Origin of the sequence: Streptomyces sp. NPDC086549 (assembly GCF_044746205.1) — a bacterium.
Classification (GTDB): domain Bacteria; phylum Actinomycetota; class Actinomycetes; order Streptomycetales; family Streptomycetaceae; genus Streptomyces.
Window position 1 is genome coordinate 206790 of record NZ_JBIVBS010000013.1, and the last position, 14739, is coordinate 221528.

A 14739-nucleotide genomic window follows, 5' to 3' on the forward strand; every position below is an offset into this window, starting at 1 on the left:
GGGGCCGCCTGAACGGCCGTCGCCTCGCCCGACATCTCACGCCCCCGAGCGCGCCCGCCCTTCACTCCCCCGTACGAAGGGCGGGCGCTCGCGTACCCGCAACTTCGCGACAGCGGCCGTCACCTGGGCAGCCCGGCTCTCCGGGGTCCGGGCGCGGAGCACGCCGAGCATGGCGAGGTACCGGTCGGTCCTGCCGAGCGAGCCGAAGGCCGCCTGAGCGCTGGGGTCGCCATGGAGCGCGGCCGCCAGTTCCTCGGGTACGGCGGCATCCTTCTGCGACTCGTACGCCGCGTCCCACCGCCCGTCCGTCTTGGCGGCCTCGACCTCGGCGATGCCGCCCGGCCGCATCCGCCCTTCGTCGGTGAGCTCCCCCACCCTCCGGGCATTCACCATCGACCAGAGGCTCCCCGGCCGGCGCGGAGTGATCCTCTGCAGGTAGTACGAGGCGTCGAGCCCCTTGCGCTGCCCCGTGATCCACCCGTGGCAGAGGGCGACGTCGTTGACCTCGGCAGCGGTGACGGAGGGCAGTCCCGAACCCTTCTTGGCGACCTTCACCCAGAGGCCGAGGTGCGGGGCGGGCCGGCCGGTCAGCCAGGCGTCCAGGTGGGCCGCGGTCTCGAAGGCGAGGGGGTGCGGGGTGCTGGGAGTAGGCGTCATGAGGCCAACGTAGGCGCCAAATAGGTCAGAAAACGCCCTAGTTCCGCACGCCGAACTCGCACCACACGAACTTGCCCGGGTCCCGCTCCCCCACGCCCCACTTGTCCGCGAGGACACTCACGAGCAGGAGCCCGCGGCCGTGCTCCGACTCCGGGGACGGGTCCGGGATCCGGACCGCGCCGGGGCCGCTGTCGTGGAGTTCCACCCGCAGCACTCCGTCGCCGTCCAGGGCGAGACGCAGACCGAAGCCCCGGCCCGGCGGTACGCCATGCAGTAACGCGTTGGTGGCCAGTTCGCTCACACAGAGCAGTACGTCGTCGCTGCGCTCGGCCACGGCCCAGTCGGTGAGGGCCTCGCGGGTGAAGTCCCGGGCCAGCCGGACCGATCTGCGGTCTCGGCGGTAGAACACCTCCCGGGTGTGGGGGTGTTGGGGTTCCGCGCTCATGAGGCCAGTGTCACCGTGTGTCACTACAGTGGACCAATGGGTGAAGTCGTAGTTCTGATTGCTACGACTCCACTACGAGGACTTCGAGTGTGCACGGGGGAAGGGACCACGCATGCACGTGGCGAGGAAGCCCAAGAAGGTCGGTTCGTGGCAGGCGGTTGGGGCGCTGGTCGCCCACTATCGGAGGCAGGCGCGGCTCACGCAGGAGCAGTTCGCCGAATTGGCGAGCGTGCACGTGGACACGGTGGGATCCATCGAGCAGGGGAGGCTGGCCCTTCAGCCGGATCGTGCCGAACAGTTCGATGAACTGCTGGGTACTGGAGGGGCGTTGGCCGTGCTGGTGGCGAAGATGCCGGTGCGGGAGCGGATCGTACAGTTCGCTCAGGGATTGGTCGATCACGAACAGGAGGCGGCCAGTCTCCTCTCGTACGAGGTTCAGGTGGTCCCAGGCCTGCTTCAGACCCGGGACTACTGCCGTGCCGTATTCGACTATCGCTACCCCGCGCTCGGGAGCGAGACGGCCGAGCAGTGGGTGAACGCCCGCATGGAGCGGCAGCTGGTGTGAGCGGCCGCCTGTGGGTCACTTCATCCTGGAGGAGAGCATCCTGCGGCGAAACGTTGGCAGTCCTGAAGTGATGCGGGAGCAGATCCGTCAGATCCTGGAGTACACCGAGCCCGTCCACATGAGCATGCAGGTCATGCCCATGGATCGGACGCCGCACTGTGGACTCGCGGGGCCCATGATGTTGCTGGAGACTCCCGAACACGAGCGTCTGGCGTACCTGGAGGTACACCGTGCCAGCTTCCTCGTAGACGACCCCGATGACGTCAGCGACTATCACCACAAATATGGAATGCTGCGGTCACAGGCCCTCTCACCCGACGAGAGCGCGCGCCTCCTGAACGGACTGTTAGGAGACCGATGAGCACCGCACTTGAGTGGTTCAAGTCCAGCTACAGCAGCGACGAGGGCGGCAACTGCGTCGAGGTCGCCACCGCCCCCGCCACCGTGCACGTCCGTGATTCCAAGACGTCCGACGGCCCCATCCTCACCGTCTCCCCCTCCACCTGGAGTGAGTTCCTTGACCGCGTCACCCGCTGAACAGGCCGAGCAGGTCGACTGGGTGTACATGTTCTCGTTCGAGAACGCGCCGGGGCGTCCTCACGGGATCACTACCCTCTGCGCTTGACTGCGTGAACGCGGCATCGACTGGATGCCGTTCGAGATGAAAGAGATCCGGTGCGATCTTTGGTGCCGCCGCGAGACATCGGGGCACTGGGACAACCGGATCGGCCTCTCCGTCGATGCCCGCGCCCTACGGCGGCTCGGGCTGCACCCGGATCAGCCGACCTCCGTCGTCGACGGGCCCTCGCCGCCCGCCTGGTGGCATGCCGCAGGTGAGCGCTACGCCCTCCGGCCGCAGCCCGTCGTCAAGCGTCACGCGTCCTGAGCGGCACGCGCCGCTTCGGAACCGGAAGCAGCCACCACGCCACCGCGACCGAGAGGGCCGCGCCGAGGCCGATCCCGGCGAGGCGGGTGGGGAGCAGGGTGGTCGCGTCCTGGCCGAAGTAGCCGAGGAGCAGGGCGAGGGCTGCGGTCATGCCGGCCGCCCAGTAGGCGTAGCTCAGCGGGCGCAGCCACAGGGCCACGGCCAGGACCGCGAACATGACCGCCACCGCGGCGTGCCCGCCGATCCCGGCCGCCGCCACGCCGGTGGCCAGCAGCGTGCCCGCGCAGGCTCCGACGAACCGTTCGACTCCCTTGCGGAGCACGTCGGTTCGGCCTCGGTTGCCGCTCGCGGTGACGTACGCGGTGAGCACCGCCCACGGCCAGTGCTGGCCGAAGAAGAACCGGCCGAGGGCGAAGGCGGCGGCCACGGCCACCGCCATCTGCACGGCCATGCGTGTGCTGGGGCGGGGGTGGAGGCGGGAGGGACGCCGAGGGGCGGGCCCGGTGCCGGGCTCGGCGGGCCAGGGGCCGTACCGGTCGGCGAGCCCCTGCACCAGCCAGACGGAGCAGCACGCCATGACCCCGATCAGCGCCGACCAGGCCCAGCCCACCAGGGCTCCCTGCGCCTCGGACGGCAGTGCAGGGCCGGGGACGACCAGCAGCGCGACGAACGGCAGGGTCATCAGCGTGCCCGCCCTGGTGGCGGCGGGGCCGTAGCGGCGGATCCAGATGGGCAGCGAGATTCCGGCGGTGAAGACGGCCGCGCCCAGCGCGTAGTGCGCGGCGATCAGTCGGCCGACCAGCGTGCAGACCGCGGCGACCGCGGGGAGCAGTGCGAGGGCGGTGAGCCGTCCGCGTAAGTCGGCCGTCCGTTGGCTCCTGGCGAGAGTGAAGGTCAGGGCGACCGCGAGGACGAGGGAGTCCGTGTGCAGTCCGGCGGCGCCCTCCAGCCGGAGGGTGGCGGCCCAGCAGAGCAGCACGGCCGTCATCGTCAGCGCTGCTTCGTACGCATTGCGTATTAGTTTGGCGGTCACTCGGCCGATATTACGGGCCGTTCAGGCTGTTCCTCCGTCAGAATAGTAAGTTCTCGCGTACGATCCGGGTCATGGACCATCTCTCCGAAGCCGCCCGCATCCGACACGGTCTCGTGCGGCTGAACCGCCGCCTGCGGCAGGAGCGTGGGGACGGGAGCCTGACCCTCAACCAGCTCGTCGTCCTCGGACATCTGCACCGGCACGGCTCCGCCACCCCCGGTGAGATCGCGGCGGCCGAGCGGCAGCGGCCGCAGTCGCTCACCCGGGTCTTCGCGGAACTGGAGACCGAGGGGCTGATCGTGCGGGAGCCGGGCCCGGAGGACCGACGCCGGTCGGTGCTGACGCTCACGGCTCACGGACGGCGGGCACTGGAGCGGGACATGGCCGAACGCGACGCCTGGCTGGCCACCGCGCTGGCGTCCCTCGGGGAGACCGAGCGCGGGGTGCTGGCGCTGGCGGCCGCGCTGCTGGAGCGGCTGGCCGACCTGCCCGGACAGGAGGCGTGAACCACCGGCCGGGAGGCGTGAACCAGCGGCGGACCACCGCCCCGGTCAGGACGTCCGCTCAGAAACCGCCGCCGCCGAAGTCGCCGCCCCCACCGAAGTCGCCGCCACCGCCGAAGTCCCCGCCACCGCCCCCGCCGTCCCCGAACCCGCCCCCGAAGTCGCCGGGGTCGAAGTCCGCGCCGGAGACGTCGCCGCCCTCGTAGCCGCCGCCGAAGTCGCCGTACCCGGTGCCGTAGTCGGCCGCGTAGGACGGGGTGGCCATCGCGCTGCCGAGCAGGGTGCCAACGAGCAGGCCGGGCAGGATGCCGCCGCCGAAGTAGCCGCCCGCCCAGGGACCGTAGGCCGGGCCCGCGTCCCAGTAGGGGCGGCGGCCGTAGTCGGTGTCCACCTCCCGGACGACGGGGTCGCGGCCGTCGGCCAGGCGGGTCCGGTCCGCCGCGCAGACCGGGACCTCACGGGCGGCGCCTCCGGGCGGGGTCCACGTCGCGTCGGCGACCGAGGGGCCGTGGCGCGGGTCGAAGAAGCAGGGCGGCCGGCGTTCGGGCAGCGGGCGGCCCTCCCGGCGGGCGGCCAGCTGGGCCAGGGAGAAACGGCCGTCCTCCAGTGCCTGGGTGACGGCCCGGACGTCCTCCGGTCTGCGGGCCTCGGCCATGGACTGCTTGGCCTGCTCGTAGGCGTCCAGCGCACGCTCGTAGTCCGCGCGCATCGCGTCGTCGGCACCCGCCTCCGCCGGATGGAAGTCCAGCCGGTCCAGTTCCTCGCCGAAGGCGGTGATGTCCTCGTCGACCACCACCCGCAGCCGCTCGAGGGCGGCCCGCTGCTCCTCCTCGTGGCGCCGGCGGTTGCGCCGGACCAGGGCGTACGCGCCCGCGCCGCCAGCCACCACCACGGCACCGGCCGTGATCAGCGCCGTGCTGGAGACGCCGTGGCCGCCGGGGGATCCCCAGGACGCGGGGGCATGGCCGCCCATGTTGGCCAGGGCACGGTCGGTGAAGTCGGTCAGCTGGGTCCTGGCGTTCTCGCCCTGGACGCTGGTGACCAGGTTCCGCACGGCCGTGCGCGACATGACCGAGGAGTCGGCGCGGGCGTCGAAACGGTCGCCGAGGCGGATGGCGTACAGGCCGGTGATGCCGGTGGCGGTGCGCAGGTCGGTGAAGAGGTTCCGGGTGGGGTAGTCGGCCGGGAGGACCGCGATGAAGAGAGGCTTGCCGGCGCGCTTGATCTGTCGGCTGAGGGCCGCCGTGCCCGCCGGCGTCAGTTGTCCGGAGGCCGCCGGGTCGACGTAGACCGGGCTCTTGCGGAGGGATTCGGCGATCGCCGAGACGCCTTTGGCCGCCGAGACACCGGTGGCCGCCGAGGCGCCCGGCGCGAGAACGATGAACACGGTGAGCGCCAGCGCCAGCAACAGTCCGGCCAGGCTTCGGGTCCGCACGACGGCCTTCATGATTCGACGCTACCCGAACCCGTTCGGATGGGCACGGGAGCAGGTGGGAGGCGCCCACCGTCGAGTGCGCCTCCCACCTGCGGCTCAGGCGGCCCGATAGGCCTCCGTCAGCTGTCGCACGGCCTGTGCGTACCGCCCGGTCAGCAGCGAGTGGTCCGCGTCGGCGAAGGGTTTCGCCACCGCCGCCGTGATGCGCTCGCCGACCTTGTTCTGCACGATCAGCCGCGCCTTGGCGACCAGCGCGCGCCCGGTCTCGTCCGCGCCCGCCTTCTCGGCCTTCGCCGCCGCGACGCCGAGCGCCCGCAGTGTCGCCGCGCCGCCCCCCGGCGCCTTGGTCAGGGTGGTGAGCCCCCAGCCGTAGGGGAACTGCGGGTCGTACGACGAGTCGCCGACGTTGATCGGCAGCTGGGCCTCGGACCGGGGCCAGGTGACCGGAAGCTGCCCGGTGAAGGGCCGCTTGCCGTACAGCACGTCGGCCACGCCGTCGCCCTCCGTGCCCGGCAGCCAGGAGGCGACCAGCGCGCCGATCTCGCCGAGCCGGTCGCCGATCAGCTGCGGCCGCCCGGAGACGATCAGCACCGCGCACTTCATGGCCGCGCACACCTTGTCCACGGCCGCCTTGTCGGCGGCGGACAGCTCCAGGTCGTGGCCATTGCCGACGTCTCCGACGCCCTCGGCGTACGGGGTCTCGCCGACGACGACCACGCCGACGTCGTAGCCGCCGGTCGGTGCCGAGGCGTCCTTGGAGTAGGTGACGTCACCGCCGGCGTTGCGCAGGCCCTGCAGGATGGTCGTGCCCTTGGTGATGTTGCCGGAGGAGCCCTGCCAGGTGATGGTCCAGCCGCCGGTCTGGTTGCCGATGTCGTCGGCGTTGGAGCCGGCGACGTAGACCTTCTGGCTCTTCTTCAGCGGCAGCACCCCGCCGTCGTTCTTCAGCAGCACCTGGGACTCGGCGGCGGCCCGGCGGGCGACGGCCCGGTGTTCCGGCGAGCCGATCGCGGCGGCGCCGGTGGTGTCGGCGTACGGGTGCTCGAAGAGGCCCAGCCTGAACTTCTGGGTGAGGATGCGGGAGACCGCGTCGTCGATCCGCTGCTCGCCGATCCGGCCCGCCTTCACCTCGGCGATCAGGGCCGCGGTGAAGTCCTTGTAGCTGTACGGCACCATCATCATGTCCACGCCCGCATCGACCGACGTGCGGACGTGGGAGGCGTAGTCGCCGGGGAGCTGGTCGATGGCGTTCCAGTCGCTGATGACGAAGCCGTCGAAGCCCATGCGGTCCTTGAGCACGCCGTTGATCATGTCGGCGCGGGCGTGCATCTTCACCGGGCCCAGACCGTCGCCGATGATGTCGAGGGAGGAGTACGAGGGCATGACCGTGCCGATGCCCCGGTCGACGGCGGTCTGGAACGGCGCCAGGTGCACGGCCTCCAGCTGCTGCCGGGTGACCTTGGTGACACCCTGGTCGATCTTGTACTTCCCTGTCGTCGACGAGCCGTACTCGGTACCGCCGTCGCCGACGAAGTGCTTGGCGGTGGCGAGGACCTTGTCGTTCCGGCTCAAGTCCTTGCCGTTCGCCCGCCCTTGGAGGCCCTGGATGATCGTCTCCATGGACTGGACGAGCGCCGGGTCCTCACCGAAGGACTCATAGGAGCGGCCCCAGCGTTCGTCGCGGCTGACGCAGAGGCAGGGGGCGAAGTCCCAGGGGATGCCGGTGGCGCGCACCTCGGCCGCCGTCACCGCGCCTGTCTTCCCGGCGAGTCGGGGATCCCTCGTGGCGCCGATGCCGATGTTGTGGGGCATGATCGTGGCGCCGGCCAGGTTGTTGTGGCCGTGGACCGCGTCGACGCCGTAGATCAGCGGGATCTGGAAGCGGGTGGCCTGTGCCCTCAGCTGGAAGCCGTCGATCATCTTCGCCCAGGCCTCGGGGGTGTTGGGCGTCGGGGTGGAGCCGCCGCCGGAGAGCAGTGAGCCGAGGCCGTACGTCGTGAGGTCGCCGCCGGTGCCGATCGCGCCGCGCTCGGCCTGGGTCATCTGGCCGGCCTTCTCCTCCAGGGACATGCGGGAGAGGAGATCGGCGACGCGCTTCTTCACCGGCAACTTGGCGTTCAGATACGGCAGTCCGTGCGCGCCGATGACGACCTGCGGTGTCTCGGCGGGGGCCTTGGCGCCGGTCACCGTGAGCTTGAGGGGTACGGTCTCGGCGGACTCGGCGGTCCGGTCCTTCAGGGTGGGGACCTGGATGGTCCGCGAGACGCCGGAGGCCGTGCCCGCCGGGAAGGTGACGGTGCCGGAGACCGGGGTGTAGTCCTTGCCGGGATCGGCGGTGCCGCCGGTGGTCTCGTACGTGACGGTCACCGGGTCGTCGATCGGGGCGGCGCCGGTGGTGGCGACGGTGACCTTGACGGCGGCCGTACCGCCCTCCTTCACCGGGTACACGGCGGCGTCGGTGGTGACGGAGGCGCGCAGGGACTGGTCGGCCCTGCCGTACAACTCCACGTCGTCCATGGCGAACCGGCCGTGCACGCCGACGGGGAGCGTGACGGCGTACCCCCACATCCCGGTCAGCCCGAGGACGTGGTCGATGCCGCCGACGGGCTGGTAGTCCGTGCGGTAGACGAAGTCGGTGAAGGGGATCTCGATCTGCTTCCAGCCGGTGAAGTCATCGGTGAAGGAGGTCGTCCACAGCTCGGAGGCCTCGCCGTTCGCGCCGCCGTCCTTGATCTCGAAGGCGATCTTCTTGCCGTTGTCCTGGCCGTCCCACCAGAAGCGGATGCCCTTGTGGGCGGACCAGTCGTGGGCGGGTCCGGTCGCGGCGAAGTCGTGGGTGAAGCCGCCGTAGCCGCTGATGTCGTAGGTGCCGGTGAGGACCTTCTCGCCCTCGGGGGCGTCGGCGCGGGCGGTCAGCTGGAGCGCGGGCGGGTCGTCGCTGTCGCCGCCCCAGGTGAAGATGCCGTCGGCGGGCTGGGAGGCGAAGGGGACCTCTCCCTCGAAGCGGTCGACGGGGACGGGGGCGGGGTCGTCGGCCGCGCGAGCCGAGGAGAGCGGCACTAGGGCGGCGAGGAGCGCCGCGGAGACGAGCAGAGCGGTTCTTGGCATAGACCAACCCTCAACTCTCGTGTTTCACTCATGACTTAGATCACGCCGTGAGTTAACTAACGGCCCCACAGAACCGTCAAGACGTCGCGTCACACATTTCGGGAAAGGCGACGCATCATGAGGAGAACCCCCCGCGCCGTCCGGCTGTTGCTGGCCGGACTGCTCTCCACGGCCGGCATCACCGCGGCCACCACTCCCGCACACGCGGCCGGTGAACAGGTCACCGCCTGGCTCACCACCACCGACGACGACGGCGGACGCCATGTGGTCCGCGGGCTCCAGGCCCAGACGCCGTTCGCCTTCCAGTCCGGCACCTCAGGCGGCGGCGAGAACATCACCGTCGACGAGAACACCCGCTACCAGACCTTCACCGGAGGCGGCGCGTCCTTCACGGACACCGCGGCCTGGCTGATGAACAGCAGCGGGGCGCTGTCCCAGACGACGCGCGACGCGACCATGCGCAAGCTGTTCTCGCCGACGGACGGGATCGGGCTGTCGTTCCTGCGCAATCCGATGGGCGCGTCGGACCTGGCTCGGTACGGGTACACGTACGACGACGTGGCGGCCGGCCAGACCGACCCGAACCTGACCGGTTTCTCGATCTCGCACGACCTCGCGGACGTCGTCCCGCTCACCAAGCAGGCCCTCCAGCTGAACCCGTCCCTCACCGTCATGGCCTCGCCGTGGACCGCGCCCGCCTGGATGAAGGACAGCGGGCAGCTCAACGGGGGCTGGCTGAAGTCGGAGGACTACGGGGCGTACGCCTCGTACTTCGTGAAGTACCTCCAGGCGTACCGGGACCAGGGCATCAACGTCTCGTATGTCACCCCGCAGAACGAACCCACGTGTTGCTCCGGCTATCCGTCGATGAGCTGGAACGCCTCCGGCCTGCAGTACTTCCTCAAGAGCGAGCTGCTGCCGAAGCTCCAGGCGGCCGGCCTGTCGACGAAGGTGCTGGCGCACGACTGGAACTGGGACGTGTACGACTCCTACGCCGCCCAGACGGTCGACGACGCGGCGATCCGCAACCACCCCAACTTCGGCGGAATCGCCTGGCACGGCTACGGCGGGGACGTCGCCAAGCAGACCACCGTGCACAACCAGTACCCGCAGCTGGACGCGTTCGGCACCGAGCACTCGGGCGGTACCTGGATCGCCAACCAGCAGCGCGAGGACATGCTCAACATCGTCGACTACACCCGGAACTGGGCGAAGTCGGTGACGAAGTGGTCGTTGGCGGTGGACCAGAACCGGGGCCCGCACAACGGCGGCTGCGGGACGTGCAGCGGGCTGATCACCGTGCACAACGGGGACGGTCAGAGCGGGAGCGTCGACTACACGGTCGAGTACTACACGATGGGCCACCTGACGAAGTTCGTCCGGCCGGGCGCCCAGCGGATCGCGTCGACGGCGTCGTCGGCCGTGCCGAACGTGGCATGGCGCAACCCCGACGGTTCGAAGGCGCTGATCGCCTACAACGACTCGTCGGCGGCCAAGACGATGACGATCAACTGGGGCTCGCAGCACGCGACTTACTCACTGCCGGGCAAGACATCGGCCACCTTCACCTGGTCGGGCACGCAGTCGGGCGGGGGCGGCCAGTCGGGGACCTTCGTGGGGCTCGCGGGCAAGTGCCTGGACGTAGCGGGCGGTTCGAGCGCCAACGGGACCGCGGTGCAGCTCTACGACTGCAACGGCAGCACGGCACAACAGTGGACCGTGGCGGCCGACGGCTCCGTCCAGGCGCTCGGCAAGTGCCTTGACGTGACGTCGGGTTCGACCGCGAACGGCGCCAAGGCGCAGTTGTACGACTGCAACGGAACCGGTGCGCAACGGTGGTCGTACAACTCCTCCACCGGTGATGTCGTGAACACGGCGGCGAACAAGTGCCTGGACGTGACGGACAACTCGTCGGCGAACGGGGCTCGGGCGCAGATCTGGTCGTGCTCCGGGGCGGCCAACCAGAAGTGGCACTTGCAGTAGGGCGGGCCGTGTCCCGTCCATGAGGGGGACGGGACATGAGACGTGCGGGTGCCGCAGCGGCGGGTGTCGTCGCCGGGGCGCTGCTGCTCAGCGGGTGCGCTGCGGTCGATCTGCCGCTCGCCGGGGTGCGGGCCGGGGCGGACGGGAAGCCGTACGCGCTGATCCGGCCCTGTGGTGACGACGAGTACCGCACGCCTTCGCTCGACGGATGGGCCGAGGGCGGCGGGGACGGGCCGGTCACCACGGGGTGGGACGTGCGGAAGGAGAAGCTGAGCGGGGACGCCGAGTTCCCGCTCTTCTCGCCGCCGGACGCCTGGCGGGCCCGGCACCGGGGCGCGCAGCGGCTGCTCCCGAAGCATCGCTACTCGCTGGGCTTCGGGCACTACGTCACCGGCGACTCGTACAACGGGATCGTCGAGTTCTCCGCCGAGGACATCGGCAGGCTGAAGCCCGGTCAGGTCTGGGCCGACGACCGGGCGATGAGCCTCGGCGAGTTCGAGAAACTCGCCGAGGACTCCTGCTGAGCGTCCGCTACGCGGCGGGCTCGACGCCGGCCCGGAGCAGGCCGTACGCGTACGCGTCCTCCAGGGCCTGCCACGAGGCGGCGATCACGTTCTCCGCCACGCCCACCGTGGACCACTCGCCCGCGCCGTCGGACGTGGAGATGAGGACCCGGGTGGTGGACTGGGTGCCGTGCTTGCCCTCCAGGATGCGGACCTTGTAGTCAACGAGCTCCAGCTTGGCCAGCTGGGGGTAGATCTTCTCCAGGGCGACGCGCAGGGCCCGGTCCAGGGCATTGACCGGGCCGTTGCCCTCCGCCGTGGCGACGATGCGCTCGCTCTTGGCCCACAGCTTGACCGTGGCCTCGTTGGCGTGGGTGCCGTCGGGGCGGTCCTCGACGATGGCGCGCCAGGACTCGACCTCGAAGTACTTGAGGGGCTTGCCCTCGACCTCCTCGCGCAGCAGCAGTTCGAAGCTCGCGTCCGCCGCCTCGTAGGTGTAGCCCTTGAGCTCGCGCTCCTTGACCCGCTCGACCACCCGGCCGACCAGCTCGCGGTCGCCGCCCAGGTCGATGCCGAGCTCCTTGCCCTTGAGCTCGACCGAGGCGCGGCCCGCCATGTCCGAGACCAGCATCCGCATGGTGTTGCCGACCAGCTCGGGGTCGATGTGCTGGTACAGGTCCGGGTCGACCTTGATCGCGGAGGCGTGCAGTCCTGCCTTGTGGGCGAAGGCGGAGACGCCGACGTACGGCTGGTGGGTGGAGGGGGTGAGGTTGACGACCTCGGCGATGGCGTGCGAGATGCGGGTCATCTCGCGCAGGTGGCCGTCCGGCAGGACCTTCTTGCCGTACTTGAGCTCCAGGGCCGCGACCACCGGGAAGAGGTTGGCGTTGCCGACCCGCTCGCCGTAGCCGTTCGCCGTGCACTGCACGTGGGTCGCGCCCGCGTCCACCGCCGCGAGGGTGTTGGCCACGGCGCAGCCGGTGTCGTCCTGGGCGTGGATGCCGAGGCGGGCGCCGGTGTCCGCAAGGACGGTCGAGACGACCGCCTGTACCTGCGCGGGGAGCATGCCGCCGTTGGTGTCGCAGAGGATCACCACGTCCGCGCCGGCCTGCGAGGCCGCCCGGACGACCGCCTTCGCGTACTCCGGGTTCGCCCGGTAGCCGTCGAAGAAGTGCTCGCAGTCGACGAAGACGCGGCGGCCCTGCTCGCGCAGGTAGGAGACGGTGTCGCGGACCATCTCCAGGTTCTCGTCGAGCGTGGTGCGCAGCGCCAGCTCCACGTGCCGGTCGTGCGACTTGGCCACGAGGGTGATCACCGGGGCGCCGGACTCCAGCAGCGCCCTCACCTGGGGGTCGTCGGCAGCCTTCGCGCCCGCCCGGCGGGTGGCGCCGAAGGCGACCAGCTGGGCGTGCCTGAAGTCGATCTCCTGCTGGGCGCGGGAGAAGAACTCGGTGTCCCGCGGGTTGGCACCCGGCCAGCCGCCCTCGATGAAGCCCACGCCGAAGTCGTCCAGGTGCCGTGCGATGGCGAGCTTGTCCGCGACGGTGAGGTTGATGCCCTCGCGCTGCGCGCCGTCGCGCAGCGTGGTGTCGAAGACGTGGAACGAATCGTCGAGCTCGCTGGTTGCGGTCATGGTCTCAAGGCTCCTGTGTTGAATCTCGGTCTTACCGGAATGACCGGCTCCACCGTCCCTCCATACTCCCTCGCGCTCCGCCCCCGGCTGAAGGTGGGCCAGGAAAACGAAAAAACCCCTCGCGGGTGCGAGAGGTCTGCGCGCGGGTCGAGGACGACGGTGGCCACCCGTACCTGGTCGTACGTGGTGGTCACTGCGGACCGGCGCGCCTGCTGCCAATAATCGTGGCGAACGAGAGCACGGAGGCAGTTTGGCACACCCCCGCCCCCGGCTCACCGACTGTCTCAGGATGCGGTACGCATATGGGTGATCAACGGTCCGTGATCTTCGGCCGGCCGAGGGAGTCGTCCAGGAACTCCCGTACGTGGGCGAGGATCTGCCCGCGGTCCGTACCGCGCAGGCCCACCGCGACGTGGATGGAGAAGCCGTCGAGGAGGGCGCGCAGCCGGGCGGCGTAGCGGTCGGCATCGACTGGGCGGAACTCACCGCGGGAGATGCCCTCCGCGATCAGGGCGACGAGGTCGCGGTGCCAGGCGCCCTCGATGGCGGCCTGGCGATCGCGGGCGTCGGCGTCGGCGGCAGCGTTCTGCGAGCGGTTCCAGACCTCCAGCCACAGCGTCCAGTGCGGGTCGCGGTGGCCGTCGGGGACGTACAGGTCGACATAGGCGTCGAGGCGCTCACGGGCGGGGGCCGTGCGGGTGAGCAGCCGGCCGCGCTCGGCGCCCAGTCTGCCCTCGCTCCACTCCAGGGCCTGGAGCAGCAGCTCGTCCTTGGTGCGGAAGTAGTAAAGGAGATGGCCGCTGCTCATGCCGACCTCGCGGCCCAGCGCCGCCATGGTGAGCTTCTCCAGACCGCGCTCGGCGATCATGCCCATGGCGGCGGCGAGTACCTCCTCGCGCGGCGGCGCGTTCCTGCGCGCACCGGCCATCCGTGACTCCTTCAGACCTTCGGCTGCTGTTGTGTGATGCAGTGGATGCCACCGCCACCGGAGAAGATCGTACGGGCGTCCACCAGGGTCACCGTCCGCTCCGGGAAGAGACGGCGGAAGACATCGGCGGCGAGCTCGTCGCGCGGGTCGTCGAAGGCGCAGAGCACGACGCCGCCGTTGCAGAGGTAGTGGTTGATGTAGGAGTAGTCGGCCCAGTGGCCGTCGGCCTCCAGGACGGTCGGGGCGGCCACCTCGACGACCTCCAGAGGGCGGCCGTGCGCGTCCGTCTGGGCGCGCAGGATGCCGATGGCCTCCTTCGTCACCTCGTGGTCGGGGTGCGCCGGGTCCGGCTGGTGGTGGGCGACCACGACGCCGGGGCGGGCGAAGGCGGCGACGATGTCGACATGGCCGAGGGTGCCGAAGCCGTGCGGGGGGTAGTCACCGGTGAGGCCGCGCGGCAGCCAGATCGCCTTGCGGGTGCCGAGCCGGTCGTGGATCTCGGCCTCGACCTCCTCGCGGCTCCAGTGCGGGTTGCGCTCGGGGCCCAGCTGCACGGTCTCGGTCAGCAGGACCGTCCCCTCGCCGTCGACGTGGATCGCGCCGCCCTCGTTGACCAGCTTCGAGGCGTACGTCCTGGCCCCCGCGAGGTCCGCGACGTACGAGGCGATCTTCGCGTCGTGCTCCCAGCGGGCCCACGCCTGGGCGCCCCAGCCGTTGAACGTCCAGTCCACGGCGGCCAGTTCGCCCTTGCCGTTGGTCAGGAACGTGGGACCGATGTCCCGCATCCAGGCGTCGTCGAGGTCGCGCTCGACGGTGTCGACGTCCGGGCCGAGCAGGGCGCGGGCCTCGGCGGACTGTCCGGGGCCGCACACCACCGTCACCGGTTCGAAGCGGCGGACGGTGCGGGCGACCGACGCCCAGGCGGCACGGGAGGCGGCGAGGTCGTCGAGGTCGTCGAAGGTGGGGTTCGGGCCCGGCCACGCCATCCAGGTGCGCTCGTGCGGGGTCCACTCGGCGGGCATGCGGAAGCCGTCGGCGGCAGCAGACATCAGGGGTCCTT

13 protein-coding genes and 1 pseudogene are annotated in these 14739 nt (G+C 70.6%); 6 read left to right on the forward strand and 8 right to left on the reverse strand.

The annotated features are described in order from the left end of the window. Positions 1-36 precede the first annotated feature (36 nt). Entirely contained in the window at positions 37-657 is a 621-nt protein-coding gene (locus tag ACIPSA_RS34320; RefSeq protein ID WP_402641757.1) for a YdeI family protein, read from the reverse strand. Between the two features lie 37 nt (positions 658-694). Beyond that, entirely contained in the window at positions 695-1102 is a 408-nt protein-coding gene (locus tag ACIPSA_RS34325; RefSeq protein WP_402641760.1) for an ATP-binding protein, read from the reverse strand. Between the two features lie 112 nt (positions 1103-1214). Here ACIPSA_RS34325 and ACIPSA_RS34330 point away from each other — a divergent pair. From ACIPSA_RS34330 to ACIPSA_RS34340, 3 genes and pseudogenes are all read left to right on the forward strand, one after another. Beyond that, a pseudogene (locus tag ACIPSA_RS34330) lies at positions 1215-2028 on the forward strand (helix-turn-helix domain-containing protein). Then, positions 2025-2204: a DUF397 domain-containing protein gene (locus ACIPSA_RS34335; protein WP_402641762.1), complete on the forward strand. Its 180-nt coding sequence runs from the start codon at positions 2025-2027 to the stop codon at positions 2202-2204. The pseudogene ACIPSA_RS34330 and the gene ACIPSA_RS34335 overlap by 4 nt, the downstream one beginning before the upstream one ends. Before the next feature lie 112 nt (positions 2205-2316). Further along, the gene (locus ACIPSA_RS34340) at positions 2317-2553 is read left to right on the forward strand and encodes a hypothetical protein (RefSeq protein WP_402641765.1); all 237 of its coding nucleotides are present in this window, start codon (positions 2317-2319) and stop codon (positions 2551-2553) included. Here ACIPSA_RS34340 and ACIPSA_RS34345 read toward each other — a convergent pair. Further along, complete coding sequence (locus ACIPSA_RS34345) at positions 2534-3586, reverse strand: FUSC family protein (protein WP_402641768.1); 1053 nt, start codon at positions 3584-3586, stop codon at positions 2534-2536. The genes ACIPSA_RS34340 and ACIPSA_RS34345 overlap by 20 nt on opposite strands. 71 nt (positions 3587-3657) lie before the next feature. Between ACIPSA_RS34345 and ACIPSA_RS34350 the strand changes: the two genes are divergently transcribed. After that, the gene (locus tag ACIPSA_RS34350) at positions 3658-4092 is read left to right on the forward strand and encodes a MarR family winged helix-turn-helix transcriptional regulator (RefSeq protein WP_402641770.1); all 435 of its coding nucleotides are present in this window, start codon (positions 3658-3660) and stop codon (positions 4090-4092) included. Between the two features lie 58 nt (positions 4093-4150). On the opposite strand, the gene ACIPSA_RS34355 is transcribed toward ACIPSA_RS34350, so the two are convergent. Next, the gene (locus ACIPSA_RS34355; protein ID WP_402641771.1) at positions 4151-5536 is read right to left on the reverse strand and encodes a hypothetical protein; all 1386 of its coding nucleotides are present in this window, start codon (positions 5534-5536) and stop codon (positions 4151-4153) included. 84 nt (positions 5537-5620) lie between these two features. After that, positions 5621-8632, reverse strand: coding sequence for a glycoside hydrolase family 3 protein (locus ACIPSA_RS34360; protein WP_402641773.1), 3012 nt, complete (start codon positions 8630-8632; stop codon positions 5621-5623). 117 nt (positions 8633-8749) lie between these two features. On the opposite strand from ACIPSA_RS34360, the gene ACIPSA_RS34365 reads away from it, so the two are divergent. Both ACIPSA_RS34365 and ACIPSA_RS34370 read left to right on the forward strand, forming a co-directional pair. Beyond that, positions 8750-10615: a ricin-type beta-trefoil lectin domain protein gene (locus tag ACIPSA_RS34365; RefSeq protein ID WP_402641776.1), complete on the forward strand. Its 1866-nt coding sequence runs from the start codon at positions 8750-8752 to the stop codon at positions 10613-10615. A gap of 35 nt (positions 10616-10650) precedes the next feature. Continuing rightward, a complete protein-coding gene (locus ACIPSA_RS34370; protein WP_402641779.1) occupies positions 10651-11139 on the forward strand; it encodes a hypothetical protein in 489 nt (162 codons plus the stop codon). A gap of 7 nt (positions 11140-11146) precedes the next feature. Here ACIPSA_RS34370 and cimA read toward each other — a convergent pair whose 3' ends face one another. From cimA to ACIPSA_RS34385, 3 genes are all read right to left on the reverse strand, one after another. Further along, complete coding sequence (cimA, locus tag ACIPSA_RS34375; protein WP_402641781.1) at positions 11147-12751, reverse strand: citramalate synthase; 1605 nt, start codon at positions 12749-12751, stop codon at positions 11147-11149. A 310-nt stretch (positions 12752-13061) separates the two neighbouring features. Beyond that, positions 13062-13679: a TetR/AcrR family transcriptional regulator gene (locus tag ACIPSA_RS34380; protein ID WP_402641783.1), complete on the reverse strand. Its 618-nt coding sequence runs from the start codon at positions 13677-13679 to the stop codon at positions 13062-13064. 11 nt (positions 13680-13690) lie between these two features. Then, positions 13691-14728: an agmatine/peptidylarginine deiminase gene (locus tag ACIPSA_RS34385; protein WP_402641785.1), complete on the reverse strand. Its 1038-nt coding sequence runs from the start codon at positions 14726-14728 to the stop codon at positions 13691-13693. Positions 14729-14739: the final 11 nt, after the last annotated feature.

What these genes read in the sequence shown, in the direction of transcription:
- ACIPSA_RS34320 (WP_402641757.1), bottom strand. Translation starts at nt 657, where the DNA reads ATGACGCCTACTCCCAGCACCCCGCACCCCCTCGCCTTCGAGACCGCG.
- ACIPSA_RS34325 (WP_402641760.1), bottom strand. Translation starts at nt 1,102, where the DNA reads ATGAGCGCGGAACCCCAACACCCCCACACCCGGGAGGTGTTCTACCGC.
- ACIPSA_RS34335 (WP_402641762.1), top strand. Translation starts at nt 2,025, where the DNA reads ATGAGCACCGCACTTGAGTGGTTCAAGTCCAGCTACAGCAGCGACGAG.
- ACIPSA_RS34340 (WP_402641765.1), top strand. Translation starts at nt 2,317, where the DNA reads ATGCCGTTCGAGATGAAAGAGATCCGGTGCGATCTTTGGTGCCGCCGC.
- ACIPSA_RS34350 (WP_402641770.1), top strand. Translation starts at nt 3,658, where the DNA reads ATGGACCATCTCTCCGAAGCCGCCCGCATCCGACACGGTCTCGTGCGG.
- ACIPSA_RS34355 (WP_402641771.1), bottom strand. Translation starts at nt 5,536, where the DNA reads ATGAAGGCCGTCGTGCGGACCCGAAGCCTGGCCGGACTGTTGCTGGCG.
- ACIPSA_RS34360 (WP_402641773.1), bottom strand. Translation starts at nt 8,632, where the DNA reads ATGCCAAGAACCGCTCTGCTCGTCTCCGCGGCGCTCCTCGCCGCCCTA.
- ACIPSA_RS34365 (WP_402641776.1), top strand. Translation starts at nt 8,750, where the DNA reads ATGAGGAGAACCCCCCGCGCCGTCCGGCTGTTGCTGGCCGGACTGCTC.
- ACIPSA_RS34370 (WP_402641779.1), top strand. Translation starts at nt 10,651, where the DNA reads ATGAGACGTGCGGGTGCCGCAGCGGCGGGTGTCGTCGCCGGGGCGCTG.
- cimA (WP_402641781.1), bottom strand. Translation starts at nt 12,751, where the DNA reads ATGACCGCAACCAGCGAGCTCGACGATTCGTTCCACGTCTTCGACACC.
- ACIPSA_RS34380 (WP_402641783.1), bottom strand. Translation starts at nt 13,679, where the DNA reads ATGGCCGGTGCGCGCAGGAACGCGCCGCCGCGCGAGGAGGTACTCGCC.
- ACIPSA_RS34385 (WP_402641785.1), bottom strand. Translation starts at nt 14,728, where the DNA reads ATGTCTGCTGCCGCCGACGGCTTCCGCATGCCCGCCGAGTGGACCCCG.